Origin of the sequence: Nitratidesulfovibrio sp. SRB-5 (assembly GCF_019931275.1) — a bacterium.
Lineage (GTDB): Bacteria > Desulfobacterota > Desulfovibrionia > Desulfovibrionales > Desulfovibrionaceae > Cupidesulfovibrio.
In genome coordinates this window covers 1,012,728-1,030,783 of record NZ_JAIOTY010000002.1, presented here as the reverse complement: position 1 = coordinate 1,030,783, position 18,056 = coordinate 1,012,728, and the positions used below count along the sequence as shown (strand labels likewise).

At 67.2% G+C, this 18,056-nt stretch carries 13 protein-coding genes; 8 read left to right on the top strand and 5 right to left on the bottom strand.

The window, feature by feature from the left end; all coding sequences use genetic code 11:
• Nucleotides 1-22: 22 nt before the first annotated feature.
• Entirely contained in the window at nt 23-583 is a 561-nt protein-coding gene (locus K6142_RS11680; RefSeq protein WP_223290307.1) for a hypothetical protein, read from the top strand.
• A gap of 210 nt (nt 584-793) precedes the next feature.
• Here the strand turns inward: K6142_RS11680 and K6142_RS11675 are convergent, their stop codons facing one another.
• Both K6142_RS11675 and K6142_RS11670 read right to left on the bottom strand, forming a co-directional pair.
• Nucleotides 794-1,531 carry an RsiV family protein gene (locus K6142_RS11675; RefSeq protein ID WP_190244547.1) on the bottom strand — a complete coding sequence of 246 codons (738 nt, stop codon included), beginning with the start codon at nt 1,529-1,531 and terminating at the stop codon, nt 794-796.
• 228 nt (nt 1,532-1,759) lie between these two features.
• Nucleotides 1,760-2,986: a sodium:calcium antiporter gene (locus K6142_RS11670; protein WP_190244546.1), complete on the bottom strand. Its 1,227-nt coding sequence runs from the start codon at nt 2,984-2,986 to the stop codon at nt 1,760-1,762.
• Nucleotides 2,987-3,346: 360 nt separating this feature from the next.
• Between K6142_RS11670 and K6142_RS11665 the strand changes: the two genes are divergently transcribed.
• From K6142_RS11665 to K6142_RS11650, 4 genes are all read left to right on the top strand, one after another.
• Complete coding sequence (locus tag K6142_RS11665; RefSeq protein ID WP_190244545.1) at nt 3,347-3,655, top strand: TIGR03905 family TSCPD domain-containing protein; 309 nt, start codon at nt 3,347-3,349, stop codon at nt 3,653-3,655.
• Nucleotides 3,656-3,858: 203 nt separating this feature from the next.
• Entirely contained in the window at nt 3,859-4,179 is a 321-nt protein-coding gene (locus K6142_RS11660) for a DsrE family protein (protein WP_263284338.1), read from the top strand.
• Between the two features lie 237 nt (nt 4,180-4,416).
• A complete protein-coding gene (locus K6142_RS11655; RefSeq protein WP_190244543.1) occupies nt 4,417-5,340 on the top strand; it encodes a hypothetical protein in 924 nt (307 codons plus the stop codon).
• A gap of 77 nt (nt 5,341-5,417) precedes the next feature.
• Nucleotides 5,418-6,239: a hypothetical protein gene (locus tag K6142_RS11650; RefSeq protein WP_190244542.1), complete on the top strand. Its 822-nt coding sequence runs from the start codon at nt 5,418-5,420 to the stop codon at nt 6,237-6,239.
• Nucleotides 6,240-6,384: 145 nt separating this feature from the next.
• Here the strand turns inward: K6142_RS11650 and K6142_RS11645 are convergent, their stop codons facing one another.
• Both K6142_RS11645 and K6142_RS11640 read right to left on the bottom strand, forming a co-directional pair.
• Nucleotides 6,385-8,469: a methyl-accepting chemotaxis protein gene (locus K6142_RS11645; protein ID WP_190244541.1), complete on the bottom strand. Its 2,085-nt coding sequence runs from the start codon at nt 8,467-8,469 to the stop codon at nt 6,385-6,387.
• 492 nt (nt 8,470-8,961) lie between these two features.
• Nucleotides 8,962-9,378: a PaaI family thioesterase gene (locus K6142_RS11640; protein WP_012612258.1), complete on the bottom strand. Its 417-nt coding sequence runs from the start codon at nt 9,376-9,378 to the stop codon at nt 8,962-8,964.
• Nucleotides 9,379-9,546: 168 nt separating this feature from the next.
• On the opposite strand from K6142_RS11640, the gene K6142_RS11635 reads away from it, so the two are divergent.
• The 3 genes from K6142_RS11635 to K6142_RS11625 all read left to right on the top strand — a co-directional run bounded on the left by K6142_RS11635 (nt 9,547) and on the right by K6142_RS11625 (nt 15,738).
• Complete coding sequence (locus K6142_RS11635; RefSeq protein ID WP_190244540.1) at nt 9,547-9,993, top strand: hypothetical protein; 447 nt, start codon at nt 9,547-9,549, stop codon at nt 9,991-9,993.
• A gap of 370 nt (nt 9,994-10,363) precedes the next feature.
• Nucleotides 10,364-12,370 carry a molecular chaperone HtpG gene (gene htpG, locus K6142_RS11630; RefSeq protein WP_190244539.1) on the top strand — a complete coding sequence of 669 codons (2,007 nt, stop codon included), beginning with the start codon at nt 10,364-10,366 and terminating at the stop codon, nt 12,368-12,370.
• 626 nt (nt 12,371-12,996) lie between these two features.
• Complete coding sequence (locus tag K6142_RS11625; RefSeq protein ID WP_223380855.1) at nt 12,997-15,738, top strand: methyl-accepting chemotaxis protein; 2,742 nt, start codon at nt 12,997-12,999, stop codon at nt 15,736-15,738.
• A gap of 126 nt (nt 15,739-15,864) precedes the next feature.
• Here K6142_RS11625 and K6142_RS11620 read toward each other — a convergent pair whose 3' ends face one another.
• Nucleotides 15,865-18,012 (bottom strand): monovalent cation:proton antiporter family protein, encoded by a 2,148-nt coding sequence (locus K6142_RS11620; RefSeq protein WP_190245311.1) that lies wholly within the window; start codon nt 18,010-18,012, stop codon nt 15,865-15,867.
• Nucleotides 18,013-18,056: the final 44 nt, after the last annotated feature.

Sequence of the window (18,056 nt, the reverse complement as noted above, 5' to 3'; positions counted from 1 at the left end):
CCGCCCGCCGCTGCCACCGCTGGTGCTGCGTTCGCGCCACCCGTCCCACCCTGTGCCGGTCACCGATGCGGAACTGGACCGGCTGTGGGCCACCCTGCACGAAGAAGGGCTGGCCCCGGTGGTGTTCCACGACGGCGGAGTGCGTTGCGCCGCAGATCTGCGCGCCCTGCTGGCCCCGCATCGGGCGTGGTGCTATTTGGCACAGGCGGCGGACACCCCGCTGGCCCTGTGCTGGCTGGACGGATTTTGCGGTCGCGCGGCCCGCATCCATTTTTGCGTGCTGCGGGCCGGGTTGCCCCGCGCCGAAGAAATCGGACGTCTGGTAGTGCGCTTTCTGCTCCATGCGCAGGCCCCCGTGCAGGCCCCCGCCACGAACGGACGCCCGGGGCCGCATCTGCTGGACACCCTGGTGGGTCTTACCCCTGCGCCCTACCGCCACGCCCTCGGGTTCGTCACCCGGCTGGGCTTCCGCCGCGCGGCGGTAATCCCCGGCGGGGCGGTGCTGGCGCGCCCCGCGGGCACCCGCATATGCGACGCTGTGCTCACCCTGTGCACCCGCGCCGATCTGCCCGACTGCCGCTGAACTGGCAGCTCGTCGCTGATCTGGCAGCCCGCCGCTGAACTGGTCGCCGCCGCCGACATGGCCGACTACCCAACCGGGCGCAACCGGCAGCAACCGGCTGCAACCGGCTGCCTCCGGAATTCTCCCGGCAAACCCGACGGCAAACCACCTGTGAAAAGGGCCGGAACGCGCACTGCGTTCCGGCCCTTCGGCATCGTTTCTTCATTCCGGCTAGCGGGTGACGCCCCACAACTCCAGTCGCGGCCCGGCGTCTATCAATACCCCCAGCGGCACGTCCACCCGCTGCGGCCCGGCAGACCACGGCGCCACCTGGTACGGCGAAAAATGCACCCGCACCCCGTCCGGTGTCAGCGCAAGGCTGGCGTAGTTGTCCGCATCCGGGCTGGTGCCGCCGCGCAGCATGTCCTCGGCCCGGTCTTCACCCAGGGTTTCGGCCAGCGCCTCGTAACAGTACGGGGCCAGCAGGGCCAGCGCGCCCTCGGTATCCGCAAAGATGTCCTCCGGGGCAAGGCGCGCGCCGGAAGCCATGTCGTAGCTCTGGGTGATGATGTCCAGATTGCCGTGCGCGCCCCCGGTGTAGGTCCAGATGCTGAAGGTGACCGTGGCCGCCCGGGCCGAGGCGCGGGTGACGTCATGCGTCACCTTCAGTTCGTTGACGAAGTGGCGACCGTTGGGGTCGCGCGTGCCGTTCACCGGCTCGCCCCCGATTTCGGGCTCGGCCAGCCCTTGCCGGAACGCGGCCACGATGTGCGCGGCCCAGCGGGCCAGGTCGTCGTCCACGGCAGGCTGCCCCAGGCGGGGATAGCGCACGTCGATGTCGAAATCATCCTCGCGCAGGGTGATGGAGGCTTCGTCGTCGCGCCCCGCACCGGGTTCGGCGGCCCGCACAGGAACTGCCCACAGCGCCGCCGCGAACAGTACCGCCGCGAGCATGGCCGTCAGGAGCATCCCCGCCCCGAACCTTGTCAGCCCGAGCCTTGCCGATCCGAGCCTGGCTGGCCCGAACGGGCCTGACATGAACGCACTCGCCGGAACGGTGCGCCCTCCCCTTGCCGCAGCACATGGTTTGCCGTCACTCATGGCTCGTCTCTAACACGAGCGGCCCGCCGCGCCAAGGGCGCGACGGGCCGCGAAGGTCAGGTCATGTCGATGGACGCGCCGCCAGCGGCGCGCATGCTACACGCGAAAACCGTAACGCAGGTCCAGCAGGCTGCGCGGTCGCAGCAGCAGCATGCCGCCCGCCAGCACCACGTACACAAGGCTGAACCAGATGTGCAGCCGGTCGGGAATGTGCGGCAGGCCCATGGCCGCCTCTATCGGCGCCTGGATGAACGGCGAGATGAACTGCGCCAGGAACAGGCCGAACAGCAGCAGCGCCCCGCGTATGCCGATGCGCATGCGCAGCAGCAGGCAGATGGCGAACAGCGACTGCGCCGCCGTCAGCAGTATTTCGTTCATCTGGTGCGAATCCATGGGAATGGGCGGGTTCACGGAGCCGGACGAGGCCGCGTACACGCCGGGAATCATGCCCACCAGCAGGGTCCACTGGTTCAGCTTGGACGAAATCAGGCTGCCCAGCGCGATGCTGGCATGCCCGCGCAAGGCGAACATCAGCGACACGATGAATTCGGGCGCCTCGGAGGCGATGGGCGCAAGCCACTGCACCAGCAGGAATTCGTTGATGCCCAGCACCTTGCCGGAAGCCACCAGGCTTTCGCTGAACAGTTCCGCGTCGGCCAGGATCACCACGGCGGCGTACAGGAACAGCGACAGGGTGGCCAGACGGCGACGCCCCCTGGACAGTTTGGCCAGCGTTTCTGCCGGGCCTTCGGCCTCGAATTCGGTGCAGGGCCTGCGCGAAACGATCCAGATGTACCAGGCGTAGATGGAAACCAGAATCACGCCATCGTACCACGCCAGCGAACCCTTGATGGGAATGAAGAACGCATAGGCCGTGGCCATGGCCAGGAACACCAGGTCGGTGCGGCGTTCGTTTTCCACCACCACCGCGCTGCGAAAGCGCATCCAGCACACCAGCACGATGGCGCTCCAGCCCACGCCGATGAGCAGGCGGTTGGCCCCGGTCATGTTGGCGATGGCGTAATGGGCATAGTCACTTTCGGGGTGCTGCCCGGCCATCCAGGTAAAGTACATGTCCACGGCATATTCGGGCAGCACGGCAATGAGCGCCACCACGGCCAGCGCCAGCGTCTGGGGGATGTCCAGCTGGGCAACTTCGCACGCCCACATCAGCATGAACGACGACGCCAGAATAGCCCCGCCGGTCAGGCCGACCATGACCAGAGGGCTGATATCGGGGTGCAGGGCCCGCATGGCAAGGCCCGGCAGCGTGGCCAGTATGGCCAGCAGGAAGGGATACCAGTCACGAAAAACACTTTTCACACATAACCTCTCGGATAAGTTGAACTTTTCTGATATTCCGGAGGTCAAATACAAAAAAGGCGAGACCCCCGGCATCACTGCCGTGAAGGTCTCGCCAATTGGTCCGGTTTATGGGTCCGTCCCAACGGCAACGCCAGGCGTTTGCGCCATGCTGTTGACGTTGCCCTTGCTGGCTACTCCCCTTACTAGATGAAATGATAGTCCACACCGCCCGGCGCGTCAAGCGGGTGGTCGGCACGTCCGCCTCCCCCTTTACAGCACGGCGCGGCGGGCCTATGTCTGGCGCCGAACCCGTTCCATACGTTACGCCACACCAGCAATCCGGCGCGCCGGGCCACCGCCGCGCCACGGAGTTTCGCCATGCATGTTCATGTTCCCAACGGTGTTTGCAGCAAGCAGATCCAGTTCGATGTGCGCGACGGCATGCTGCGCGACGTGCGTTTTGCCGGGGGCTGTCCCGGCAACCTCGAAGCCCTTGGCCGCCTGCTTGATGGCATGCCGGTGCAGGACGCCATCGACAAACTGGTCGGCATCACCTGCGGCAACAAGCCCACCTCCTGTCCCGACCAACTGGCCAAGGCCCTGTCCGATCTGCGCGAAGGACGCCCCCTGGCCGCTCCGTCGCATGCCGTGGGTTTTGGGCTGAAGCCGTTGAATCCCTTCGGCTAGCCGCCGCTGGCGGCACATGGGGGGCTCCTCATCCCGCCGCAGCCCGGCCACATCCATGCATCCCCTCTGGCATCCCGTTCACGGCGCGACCCCACCGCGCCGTTGCCGTTTGCGCAGCACGGCTGTCGCCGCACGGCTTGCATCCCGGCCATGCACCGCTTACGATAGATTTTATCTATCAAACAGACAGCGGAGCATTTGAAATGCAAATACTGATCGTCCTTTCCAGCGCAGACCCGGAAATCCGCTGGAACACCTTCCGCTTCGGCAACTTCCTGCTCGAAAAGGGCGAGGAAGTGACCATCTTCCTCAACGGTCCGGCAGCGGATTACGCGGCGGGCGATGGCCCCTCGTTCCCCATCCGCGACCTGGCCCGGCTGTTCTCACTCAGCGAGGGTGTGCTGGCCGCCTGAGGCAAGTGCCAGGACATCCACGGCGTGGATGCTGACGATACGGTGGCCCGAGGCAACCAGCAGTTTCTGTACGACGAGATGCTGAAGGCAGACAGGGTGCTGAACTTCTGATGTCGGCAACGGACCGGGGCAGCCCGGTCGGAAGGCCTTTCTGCACCGCCCCGCCTGCCGCCCTTCACGGGCGGGAGCGGGGCGACGTCGTTTTGAACGGGCAATGCGCCGCCCGGCAGGACCGCGCCCGGCCCACGAGTTCCCCGGCCCGGCCCCGCAAATGCCCGTTGACAGTCGCACGGGGCGGTCATAAGACGCGGGTGCGACCGCCCCACGCGGTCATATCCGGAGGATTCCATGCCCGTCCGCACCACGGCCCGGCCCGACAACCATACCGACAGGCGCGCAGGCACCGCCACAGCGCGCCGTTTTCGCGCCCTGCACCCGTCATCGGGCCTGCCGGGCCAGACGGGCCTGACCGACCTGACCGACCTGACCGACCTGACCGGCCTGACCGGCCTGACGGGCCTGCTGGCCGCCCTGCTGCTGGCCATGTCGCTGGCCGCCTGCGCGCCGCGCATCACCGACGACGGCGCCCAGCCCTACGCCAGCCCCCAGCCGGAACGCATCTACCCCGGCCCCGTGCCGGTGCAGGTGCTGGACCGCTTTCTGCTGACGTCCTTCGCCCAGCGCCACCCCGACGCCGCCCAGCGCGCGGGGCTGGTGGTGCTGCCCGATGGCCGGGCCGAACCTTCCGGCGACATCCTGCCGCAGGACTACCAGCCGGAATCGTACGGGCTTGAGCTGGCCCTGCGCATGAACCTGCGCTCGTTCCCCTCGCTGCTGCTGGGCTTCACCGACGATACGCGGCGCACCTTCGCCTCGCCCAGGCAGTGGACCGTCAGCGCGCTGGACCGCTCCTCGCTCAACGTCCATTCGCCCGACCTCGTGAACACGCTGGTGGTCTTCGCCACGCTGGACTGGAACGGCAACGGCGTGCGCGACTGGCTGGTGCTGCTCACCCAGAAGACCCCGCACGACGAGGGCTTCTACCTCGGCTACTGGCTGGTGGTGGAAGACCCCGCGCCCAAGGGGCTGTTGCAGGCCCGGCTGCTGTCGCTGGACGAATACCGGGGCATCGGCCAGCCGGTGGTCCGCACCGGCGAAGAGGCGCGCGTCTTCCTCGACAAGCTGCTGCGCGAGCAGATCCTGCCCGCCTCGCAGGAGGCGGCGCGCAAGGCCGCCGACGAGGCCACCATCAAGGCCATCCTGAAGCAGTAACCGGCCCGGCGCAGCAGCCGGAAAGCACTGCACGGGCCGCGCCCGCACCCCTAAACGCCCGCCGGGCATCATCCGCCATGCACAGCACCAGTTCCCATACCGCCCAGCGTTCCGCCGCCCCGCGCGGCCCAGTCGGTCCAGTCGGCCCAGTCGGTCTTGTCACTCTTGTCCCGCTGCTGCTGTTGCTGGCCCTGGCCTCCGGCTGCGCCCTGCAACCGGTGGAGGTGGTGCGCCCCGACATGTTCCGCAACTATGCCGTCTACCTGCGCGACGAGATGGTGCGCCGCAACATCCTTGACGCCGAGGGCAACTACATGGAGGCGGCCATCCGCGACAACCGCGACTACCGCCCCTCCTCGTACGGCGAGGAACTGTACCGCCGCCTGTCCACGCGCTTCCGTTCGGCAGAGGCGCGCAACGGCCTTGCGGGCGAAACCTTTGCGGATTCCGCGATGCCGGACGACAACGTGCGCATCGGCAAGGTGGGCTTTGCCCTGGGCCAAGGCATGGACGTGATTTCCGTGTCGCTCACGGCCATCACCGACTGGAACGGCGACGGCGTGAACGACTGGCTGGTGACCTGCACGGTCACCCCGCTGTTCGGCACCGGCCCGCGCGAATATTACCTGGTGGTGGAAAACGTGGCCCCCACGGGCGTGCTGAAGCCCACCCTGCTGGCCATCCGCGATTGCGCCAACAACGAATGCACCGTGCTGGTGGGCAAGGCCCGCAGCAAGGTGCTGGGCTTCGACCCCGACCGCAGCACCGACAAGGCCCCCTCCAACTTCGTGGAATCGCAGCCGGGCCAGCAGATCGTGGTGCCGCCGCACACCCCGGCCCCGACGGGCGCGCCCGGCGCGGGCGGCCCCCGCGTGCAGGAGCAGTCGTTGTCCAAGTAGCCCGCCGCAACACGCGGCACACCACCGTGCGCGAGACACCGCGCACAGCCCGACAGCAACAGAACAGGAACGGGCCACCGCCATGGCGGTGGCCCGTTCCTGTTCTGTTCCCTTTCCTTGTTCCGCGCACGGCGCAAGGTCGTTTTTAGGCCCGCCCCTCCGCCGCCATCTCGGTCACCATCTGTTGCAAGGCCCTGGCGAGCGAAGCAAGCTCCTCCACGGCCAACGTCGAATGCTCCATTCCCTTGGCGGTGTCGTTGGCTATGGAGTTGATGTCGGCCAGGGAATCGCTGATCTCCTTGCTTGCGGCGGATTGCTGTTCCGCCGCGGCGGCAATGGACCGCACCTGGTCGCTGGCGTGGGTCACCATGTCCACGATCCGCTCAAGCGACCGCGCCGACTCCTCGGCCATGCCCGTGGCGTTTTCTATGCTGCCCACGGTCTGTGAAACGCTTTCCGCATTGGACCGCGTGGCGCTCTGTATGCCGACCACTGCCTCGGCCACTTCCTTCGTGGCGGTCATGGTCTTTTCCGCCAGCTTGCGCACCTCGTCCGCAACCACGGCAAAGCCGCGCCCCGCATCGCCTGCACGGGCGGCCTCGATGGCTGCGTTCAGCGCCAGCAGGTTCGTCTGATCCGCGATATCGTTGATGACGCCGAGCACCTGCCCGATGTTGGCGGCGTTCGTGCCGAGGATTTCCATATCACCCTTGAGCTGCAACGCCTGCACGCGCACGTCGCCCACCATGCCCACCATCCTGCGGACAACACCGGCCCCGTCGCTGGCCAGTTGCCGGGCCTCGTGCGATATTTCCGAAGCTCGTCCGGCGCTCCGGGCCACATCCATGACCGCATCGTTGGTCTGCTCCATGGCCAGCGCCGTACCGGCAACACGGTCTTTTTGCGCCTGGGCCCCCCTGCTGGACTGCACAACCTGGGCCGCGATGCCCTCGGACGCGCCGGAGAGCTTGCGCACCATGCCTTCCATGCGCACCGACGCCTGCAACATGCCGTTCCGACGCGCCCGTTCCGCCTCGGCCCGGGCCTCGTCCGCTTCAGCTTGCGCCGTGCGGGCGTGCTCCGTCTCCTGGGCCGCCAGCTGGGTCTGCGTCTGCGCTTCCGCGATCTTGAGCTTCAGGTTACCGACCATGCTTGTCATGGCGTTGCACAACGTGCCTATTTCATCGGCCTGCCGCACATCCAGGGGATGATCCAGGTTGCCCTTGCCCACGGCTTCGGCAAAGGCCACCGCGCGGCGCAAGGGCGCATTGATCGAGACGAAGACCAGCAGCCCCACAGCCAACGTGACGGCCAGCGCCGCACCGGCCAGCGACACGTAGACGAGCATGTCCCACCTGGCGTCCTGGCCGAGGCGGTTCGCGAGTTGCATCAGGGCATCGCCCAGGCCGACCTCGACCTGGCGCAAAAGCTCTATGCGCGCCGTGGACGCCTTGAACCACTCGGCAGCGTCGCCTTCAAGCGCCTCGCCCTGGGTCCCGGTCATCACCAGGGCTCGCATCCGGGCGACATCCGCCACGGCGGGGCCTGTCAGCCGCTCTTCCAGCAGGGCCGCGGCTTCGGGCGCGGCAAGCGCCTTGAATGCGGCAAGCCGTTCGTCCTGCGCAGCAAGCACGGTCAGCCATGAGCGGAACAGATCACCCGAAAGCGTTCCCTGGGCGAACACGCCATTGAGCGTGGCCCGTTCGCGCCCCGCGTATTCCTTGGCCCACAACAGCGAATCATAGGCCACGATGCGCCCGAGTACGCGCGGCTCGGAACTGGCGCGCGAAATGACGGCGTTCACATCCAGCAGCGCGGCTATGGTTGCGGAGTACGCCGCGATGATTCCGGCCGGCTTGAGCTCCAGGGCGTCCACTTCGCGACGCTTGCCGCCGATGCCGCCAAGTCCGCTCTCCACCTTGGCGAGGGCGGCTTTTGTTTCCAGAGGAAGGTTCTCCTCCCGAAACACGCGCAGTCGCGCATGCAGCCTGTCCAGCGCACTGTCCGAACCGCGCCGTTGGGCGACCATCTCCGGGCCGAACCGTTCTCCGCGACTGGCGAGAAACCCGGATGAAAGACCCCGCTCCTTCTGCAGTTCGTGGACGACGTCGCCAATGGTCACGGAAAGGGCGGCAAGGCGCTCCACCTCCTGCATTTCGACCACTATGGCGCGCTTGCCCATGACGAGCGATCCGGAAAACGCCAGCAACGCCACCAGCGGAAGCAGCATGATGGCAAGCACCTTCATACGCATCGGCAATGACGCAAAAAATGATATCATCACATCCCCCTGACATAACACAAACGTTCAGAAAGCCCCACTCTCCGGCATGTTCCGTGACGGACCCCGACTGCACAGGATTCCATCGACATGCGCATACGCAGGCACATTCCGCCCATGGGACGGAACAACCCGCGGCGCGCCCCCTCGCTGGCGCGATGCATGCTCGGAGTCATTGGCCATCCCGTGAACCGGAACAGCCGTCTGCCCGACCCGCCCGACACGGCGTCAGGCGAATGTTCTGGTCGGCCAGGGGCAGGCGTGCATTGGCAGCCAGCACGGTGCTTGCCGTTCCCCCCGGAACGGAAAAACAGACTGCGAAATACCGGAAACCGTCACGAATAATTCATTATTACACACTTCAATAGCCTATTTTTATTAAAAAAACAGCCACGTGTCCAGCCGTTTCACAGCATGCGGTACCGACAGGCCGATGCAGAGTCATCCTCTTCTGATGTTATACACCCCCCGCCCCTCGGCCACATGCCGGTCCGGCCTGTCGGCGGACCAGATGACCACCTGCGCGTTGCCCACCCGGTTGCCCAGCAGCTTCACCGTGGCCTCGGCGTACAGGTCGCTGGCGGACGCGGGCCGCAGGTAGTCGATGACCAGGTCGATGGTGGCGATACGGTCGTCGATGCGGCACCTGGTCCACACCGCAAACCCCGCGCACACGTCGGCCAGCGATGATATCACCCCGCCATGCAGGGCGGGCCGCCGGGTATCGCCCACCAGTTCCTCGCGGTACGGAATGAACAGCTTCACCCGGCCCGCTTCCATCTCGGCCACCCGAATGCCCAACAGCTTCTGGAACGGCAGTCCGTTTTCCACCAGATCGGCCAGCGCCTTGAAATCCATGCAGCATCTCCTGTATCTTCTCCCGGCGCAGTGGCCGGCCCGTGGCGTACACGCGACAACGAGAGCGCACACCGCCATTCTCGCCAGCATACCACACAGATATCCCATGCCCGGCGCAAGCGCCACCCGCGCGAGCGCCCGGCACCCACAACCTATATGGAGCCCATCATGAGCAAGGACGAAGCCCCCCGCATGCATACCGCCGAACACGTCCTGAACGGCGTGATGGTGGCCCGCCACGGCTGCGGGCGCTGCTTCAGCGCCCACGTCAACCCCAAGAAATCCAAGTGCGACTACCACTTCGACCATCAGCTCGACGATGCGGAAGCCCGCGCCATAGAAGCCGAAGTGAACCGCGTGCTGTCCGGCAACCTTCCGGTCATCGCCGTGGACATGGACCGCACGGAAGCCGCCAGCCGCTTCGACCTGGGCCGCCTGCCGGACGACGCGGGCGACACCCTGCGCATCGTGCGGGTGGGCGATTTCGACGCCTGCCCGTGCAGCGGCACCCATGTGGCCAACACGGCGGAAGTGGGCACCTTCCGGATCATCTCGCACGATTTCGAAAACGGCGTGCTGCGCGTGCGCTTCAAACTGGACGCCCCCGCGGCCTAGCCCGACAACACCGCACGGGGTCCCGACAAGGCGAGGCGGGCCGGGGCGCCCTCGCCCCGCATCCCCACCGCGCCCTCCCCACCCATCTTTCCCGACCGGGGCGATGGCCCAGCCACCTGACCAATTCCACGGGCCGTCCGCACCATGTCGGGCGGCCCGTGTACCGTTTGCGCCCGGCACAGGCGCGTCGCGTCTTCCCTTCCCTGCCGGTGCCGTCTTGACACGCGCCGCTCCGGCACTATCTGCACAGGGAATTTTCCGACCGCAACGGCACGGAACGATTGTACAACATTCGGGCATGCCGGGCCCGCCACGCTGGCCGGGCAAACCCTTTCCGATCACCAGACCACGCCTTTCACAGGAGGAAACGATGACCGCCGCCGCGCACGAAACCCATGAATTCCGCACAGAAGTGCAGAAACTGCTGCACATCATCACCCACTCGCTGTACACCAACCGCGAGATTTTCCTGCGCGAACTGGTCTCCAACGCATCCGACGCCCTGGACAAGCTGCGCTTCTTCCAGAGCCGGGGCGACGCCGTGAACGCGCCCGACCTGCCGCTGGACATCACCATCACCGTGGACAAGGACGCGCGCATCCTGCGCATCGCCGACACGGGCGTGGGCATGACCCGCCAGGAACTCATCGACAACCTGGGCACCATCGCCCGGTCCGGCTCGGAACGGTTCATGGCCGAACATGGGATGGGGCAGGGCCTGAACGGCGGGGCCAAGGCCGGTGCGGCTGCGGACGGCACCGACGGTGCCGACGGCGAATCCGCGTCCTCGACCTCAGCAGCCCCCACCGACGCCGCGTCCATCATCGGGCGCTTCGGCGTGGGCTTCTACTCGGTGTTCATGGTTGCGGACACGGTGAAGGTCACCTCGCGCTCGTGCCAGCCCGGCGCTACCGCCCACGTCTGGGAATCGGACGGTTCCGGCTCGTTCAGCGTGGCCGAGGTGGATGCCGCCAGCGATGCCGACGCCCCGGCGCGCGGCACGGTCATCGAGGCGCACATCAAGGAAGACGCTGCGGAATTCCTGGAACGCCACCGTCTGGAAGCCATCGTACGCACCCATTCCAACTTCCTGCCCTTCCCCATCATGGTCGAAGGCGAACGGGTGAACACCACCCCGGCCCTGTGGCGCGAACCGAAGTTCTCGGTCACCCCGCAGCAGTACGAAGACTTCTACAAGTACCTCACCTTCGACAGCGCCGCCCCGCTGGAAACCATCCACGTTTCCGTGGACGCGCCGGTGCAGTTCACCGCGCTGATGTTCGTGCCGCCGCACGGTCAGGAACTGTTCGGCATGGGCCGCGACCGCTGGGGCCTCGACCTGTACGTGCGCCGGGTGCTCATCCAGCGGGAGAACAAGGACCTGCTGCCGGAATACCTCAGCTTCGTGAAGGGCGTGGTGGACACGGAAGACCTGCCCCTGAACATCTCGCGCGAGACGCTGCAAGAGAACGTGGTCATCCGCAAGATCGGCCAGACGGTGACCAGGCAGGTGCTGGGCCATCTGGAAAAGCTGGCCGCGTCCGACGCGGACAAGTACGCGGAATTCTGGCGCGGGCACGGCAAGGTGTTCAAGCTGGGCCACACCGACTGGGCCAACCGCGAAAAGTTCGCCGGCCTGCTGCGCTGCAACACCTCGCACCACGACGACGCCAAGGGCCTGTCCTCGCTGGACGACTACATAGGCCGCGCGCGTGAAGGCCAGAAGGACATCTGGTACATCTCCGCGCCCAACCGCGAAGCCGCCCGGCTGAACCCGCACCTAGAAATCTTCCGCAAGAAGGGGCTGGAGGTGCTGTTCCTGTACGAACCCATCGACGAGTTCGTCATGGACGCGCTGGGCAACTACAAGGACTTCGCCCTGAAGGCCGTGGAACACGCCGACGCCGCCACCCTCGACGCCTTCCCCACCGTGGAGGAACGCAAGGAGGCCGAACCGCTGGCGGAATCCGACGCCGCGGCCTTCGATGCGCTGCTGGCCCGCATGAAGGACCTGCTGGGCGACAAGGTGACCGAGGTGCGCGTGTCGCACCGCCTGTCCGACAGCCCGGCCTGCCTGGTCAGCCCCGACGGCTCGGTGACCTCGTCCATGGAAAAGCTGCTCAAGGTCATGCAGCGCGACGAGTCCATCCCCAAGAAGGTGCTGGAAGTGAACCGCGACCACCCCATCCTGCGCAACCTGCTGCGCATCCACAAGGCGGACCCCGCAGACCCCATGGTGGAAAGCGCCACCCTGCAACTGTTCGAGGCCAGCCTGCTGCTGGAAGGCTACCTGGCCGACCCGCACGCGCTGGTGGGCCGCCTGTACGGCCTGCTGGAACAGGCGGGCGGCTGGTACACCGAGGTCAAGAAGCTGTAGGCGGAACGCCGCGCCGCGTCGCGTTGCGACGCCGGATTCCTGCATGCACACGTTCCGGGCGGGTGGGCGAAAGCCTGCCCGCCCGTTGCATTAAGGACGGGTGGGCGAAAGCCTGCCCGCCCGTTGCATTAAGGACGGGTGGGCGAAAGCCTGCCCGCCCGTTGCGTTAAGGACAGGTGGGCGAAAGCCTGCCCGCCCGTTGCGTTAAGGACAGGTGGGCGAAAGCCTGCCCGCCCATTGCGTTGCGCGTACGCTGCGTCTCGCATCCAACCGCCCGCCACATCCGGCAGTTTTACAACTTTCCACCACCCCAGGTTGCAAAGTTTGACAATATTCGCATAACACCGCCCCTTTCCCGCTTTGACATCACCCTCAAAAATGTGAACGGTGCTCCCGTGGGCGGCACCCCGGACTTCAGGACGAAGACACCGCGCCGCCCGCTCCGTACGCCCGGCACCGCCGGGCGTATGTGGCGCATGGGGCCGCAACCCGGCACCCCCGCGCCAGCCGCCGCGCCGGATCGATGGGGAGCCGCGCGCGGTCGCCGGACAGGGCCACCATGCCCGCGTCCGGAATCTGTTTCACTCTGCGCCATCGGCATGGCGCCAAGGGATCAAGGTGCGGGCATGACCCTCAAACGGCAGTTGCTTCTGGGGTTTCTTTCGGTATTGGCGGCAAGCGGCTTCGGCATCGCGGCCACCCTGTGGTGGGTGGGCGCGGGCGGCATGCACGAGGTGGGGCGCACCAGCGCCGCCGCCTTGCAGGAACGGGCGCAGGGACAATTGGCCACCCTGCGTGGCGTGAAGTCGGCCCAGGTGGCCGACCTGATGGAACTGGTGGCCGACCAGCTTGCCGTGTACGCCGGTGACCGCACGGCCATCGACGCCAGCCTGGCCTTTGCCTACGACGTGGATCTGGTACGCCACGAATCGGAAACCCCGCCGGATGCGCTGGCCGCCCTGCGCCCGGCACTGGCCGAAACCGTGTCCGGCCCCGCCTTTCTGGGCTGGAACGCCTTTGCCCGCCACGCAGCCGCCGCGCCCGGCTACGCCCGCCGCGCCGCCGCCGACTACGTGCCTTCGGACGCCAACGCGCAACTGCTGTGGGAACACTACATCCGCCGCAATCCGGCAGCCCCGGGCGAGCGCCAGAAGCTGGACGAACCCGCGGACCTCGTCTGCGGCTACGTGGACAACCACCTGAAGTTCCACCCCGCCTTCCGCGACTTTGCCGAGCGGTTCGGGTATGCCGACGTGCTGCTGCTGGCCCCGGATACCGGGCGGGTGCTTTATTCGGTGCGCAAGAACCTCGATTTCGCCCAGCGCGTCACCGATGGCCCGTTCTCCAGGACCGGCCTTGCCGCCGTGTTCCGGGCGGCGGACGCATCGGGCAAGGCGGGCCGCGCGGGCGAGGTGGCCCACAGCGACTTTGCCCCGTACGAGCCCGCAGGCAACGCCCCGCGCGCCTTCCTGGCCACCCCGGTGTTCGATGGCGGCAAGGGCGGCAAGTACGCCGCCGTGCTGGCCTTCAGCCTGCCCGTGGCCAAACTGAACAGCCTGATGCTGTCCGGCGGGCGGTTCGAGGCGTTCGGCCTTGGCAAGACCGGCGAAACCTATCTGGTTGGCCCGGACGGGCTGCTGCGCACCTCGTTGCGCACCTCCACCGACGAACTGGACGTGCTGCGCGACAAGGTGAGCACCGATGCCGTGCGCGCCGCGCTGGAAGGCAACACCGGCCAGGCCCTGACCACCGACCCGCGCGGACGCGCCGTGTTGGCCGCGTGGCAACCGGTGCAGGTGCTGGGCACCCGCTGGGCGCTGGTGGCCCAGATGGAATCTGCCGAGGCCCTGGCCGCCAGCGCGGAGGTGGAAGGCATGACCTCCGCCATCGGCACCCGCATGGCCGGGGCCGCCGTCATCGCGCTGGGTGTGTTCCTGGCCGCCGCCTGCGCCGTGGCCTTCCGCATCGTGGCGCGCATCATGACCCCCATCGACCGCCTTGGGGCCTATGCCGAATCCGTGGCCGGGGGCGACTTCAACGCGGCCATCGACGGCAGCTTTCCGGCGGAACTGGACGCCCTGCGCGGCTCCATCCGCAACATGGTGGCCCGGCTCAAGGACCGGCTGGGCTTTGCCCAAGGCATACTGGACGCCATTTCGCGCACCTTTCCGTGCATGACCCTGGACAACGCGGGCCGCATCACCTTCGTGGGGCAGATACTGCTGGACCTTGCGGGCAAACCGGGCAAGCCCGCCGACTACCACGGCCAGCGGGTGGGCGAATTCTTCTTTGGCGACGCCAGCCGCCGCACCCGCTCGGACGAGGCGCTGGAAACCCGCGCCCGCGTGGAGGGCGAGATGACCGTGGCCGGCGACGGCGGCGAGCACATCCTGCAAGTGAACGCCAACCCGGTGTTCGATCTGGACAACAACCAGACCGGGGCCTTCACCCTGTACTTCGACCTGACCACCATCCGGCGGCAGGAGGCGGACATCCGCGCCAAGAACGAGAAGATCGCCGCCGTGGCCGCACAGGCCGTGGGCATAGCCCGCGAGGTGGCGGCATCCGCCGGGGTGCTGGCCACCCAGGTGGAGGACGCGGCAGGCGGGGCGCGCATGCAGTCGGCCCGCGCCACAGAAACCGCCGCCGCCATGGACGAGATGAACGCCGCCTCCGCCGATGTGGCCCGCAACGCGGCGGAAGCCGCCGGCAGCGCGGCGGAGGCACGCACCCGCGCCGCCGAGGGGGCCGGGTCGGTGACGCGGCTGGTGGACGCCATTGGCGCCATCCGGGGCCGCACCGAGGAACTGGAATCCTTCATGGGCGACCTTGGTCAGCGCACCGACGCGGTGGGCAACGTGCTGGGCGTCATCAGCGACATTGCCGACCAGACCAACCTGCTGGCCCTTAACGCGGCCATCGAGGCGGCCCGCGCCGGGGATGCCGGGCGAGGATTCGCCGTGGTGGCCGACGAGGTGCGCAAGCTGGCCGAAAAGACCATGCAGGCCACCCACGAGGTGGGCAACGCCATCCGGGCCATTCAGGACGGGGCGGCACGCTCCATCGACGGCGCCCGGCAGGCGGGCGAGGCGGTGCGCGAATCGGTGGGGCTGGCCCGCGAATCGGGCGATACCCTGGCCCGCATCGTGACCATCGTCACCGGCACCGCCGACCAGGTGGGCTCCATCGCCACCGCCGCAGAACAGCAGTCCGCCGCCAGCGAACAGGTGGGCCGCGCCGTGGGCGAGGTGAACCAGGTGGCCGCGCGCACCGCCGAGGGCATGGAACGGGCCGAAGCCGCCATTTCCGGCCTTGCCGCGCAGGCAGAGGAATTGCAGCGGCTCATCTCCGCCCTGCGCGAGGGGTAGCCGCCAACGGGCAAAATTCCTACTTTGGCGGACCTTCCTGCGTCTTGGCCTTTCGATAATATTCTGCACACGACAGCCCCCGCGAAGGGATCCTTCGCGGGGGCTGTCTTTTCTGCAAAACCAGAATCAGGCCTTGTCGTCGGGCGTTGTCCCTTCCGGCGCGGCAGGGCCGCCCGGCGTGCCGTCCGCGTCTACCGCCAATCCGGACCCATCGGCCAGCGTGGCCTCCAGGCCGGGGCCCTTTTCTTTGTCGTTCGTATCCCAGGCCCGCCGCCGCGCCGCGAACAGCCCGGCCTTGGCCGCGATGTCCGCGTGCGGGCCGAACACGTAGGTCACGTCGCCCGCCATCAGGCGCAGGGTTCCGTCGGGGTTGGGCAGCACGTCCTCGCCGCGCTTCACCGCCACCAGGGTCAGCCCGTGCAGGCGGCGCAGGTCGGCCTGTTGCAGGGTCATGCCGTCCAGCATGCAGCCGGGTTCCACGGTCATGGCGCTCAGGTCGAAGTCGGTGAAGTAGGTGGACAGGGCGGCCAGCGGCTCGGTGCGGATGTCCACCTGGCGCAGCATGTCGTAGCTTTCGGTGCGCACTTCCTCCACAAAGCGTTCTATCTCGGCGCGCGGCACAAGATAGCGGCTCATGACCCGGGTGAAGATTTCCACCGAGGTCTCGAACTCCTCGGGGATCACGTCGTTTGCGCCAAGTTCGCGCAGCGCCGCTATCTCGCTGATAAACCGGGTGCGCACCACGATGTGCAGCGAAGGGTTCAGCTTGCGGGCCGTATCGGTAATGCTGCGCACGGCTGCGGGGTCGGATATGACGATGGCCAGCACCCGCGCCGCACACGCCCCGGCGTGTTCCATGACCGCCGGGTGCGAGGCGTCGCCGTAGGCGATGGGTTCGCCCTTGGCGGCAAAGGTGCGCACCGTGTCGGGGTTCATCTCCAGGATGGTGTAGTCGATGCCCGCTGCCTTGGCCGCGCGGGCCAAGTGCCGCCCGCCAATGCCGAAGCCCACGATGATCAGGTGGTTGGTCAGGTCCATCCCGCAGTGCGCGCCGCCCGCCTCTTCCGCCGCCGCATCCTCGCCGCGCCGGGCCAGCCGGGTTCCTGCGGGCAGCAGCCGCACGGCCACGTCGGCCATGCGCGGGGCACCGGCGATGAGGAACGGCGTCAGCGCCATGGTCATGATGCTGGCGGCCAGAAACAACTGGTACTCGTTGCGGTCGAACAGCCCGTATGAAACCCCGGCCTTGGCCAGCACGAACGAGAATTCCCCCACCTGGCACAGGGCCAGGCCCACCATCAGTGCCGGGCGCAGCGGATACCCCAGCATCAGGGTGGCGCCGCCGCCCAGCAGGCACTTTACCGCCAGCACGGAAAGGGTCACCCCGATGACCAGCGGCAGATGGTCGATGACGAACCCAAGGTCCAGCAGCATGCCGACCGAGATGAAGAACAGGCTGGTGAACACGTCGCGGAAGGGCATGATGCCCTCCAGCGCGCTGTGGCTGTACTCCGATTCCGCCATGATCAACCCGGCCAGGAACGCGCCCAGCGACAGCGAAAGGCCCATGGACGAGGTAAGCAGCGCGATGGCCAGGCAGAAGGCCAGGGTGGAAACCAGAAACACCTCGCGGTTGCGGGTGCGCACTATGCGGTGCAGCAGCGCGGGCACCAGCTTGCGCGACAGCAGGAACACCAGCAGGATGATGCCCGCCCCCTTGGCCATGGTGAACAACAGCGAAGGTCCGGCCTCGCCGCCCTTGCCCGCCAGAAACGGCACCAACAGCATCATGGGCACGATGACCAGGTCCTGGAAGATCAGGATGGACAACGAGATGCGCCCGTGCGGGCTGTCCATCTGGGCACGTTCCTGCAACAGCTTGAGCACGATGGCCGTGGACGACAGCGCGGCCAGAAAGCCGATGAATGCCGCCGTGCCGTGCGGCTGGCCCAGCAGTTCCGCCCCGCCCGCGAAGGCCAGGATGGTCAGCGCCACCTGCGCCAGCCCCCCCAGGAACACCGGCTTGCGCAGGCGCATCAATTCGCCCAGCGAAAGCTCCAGCCCGATGGTGAACAGCAGCAGCACCACGCCCACCTCGGCCATGATTTCGACCTCGTGCGCGGCCTTTACCAGCCCCAGGCCGTGCGGCCCGGCCACAACACCGGTCAGCAGAAAGCCGACGATGGCGGGCACCTTCACGTAGTGGCACAAATAGATGACGACCACCGAAAGGCTGAAGATGACCACGAATTCCTTGAGCAGAGGCAGTTCCATCGTACCTTCCGTGCAGTGCTGGATAGTTCGCTTCCGGGCGGCTG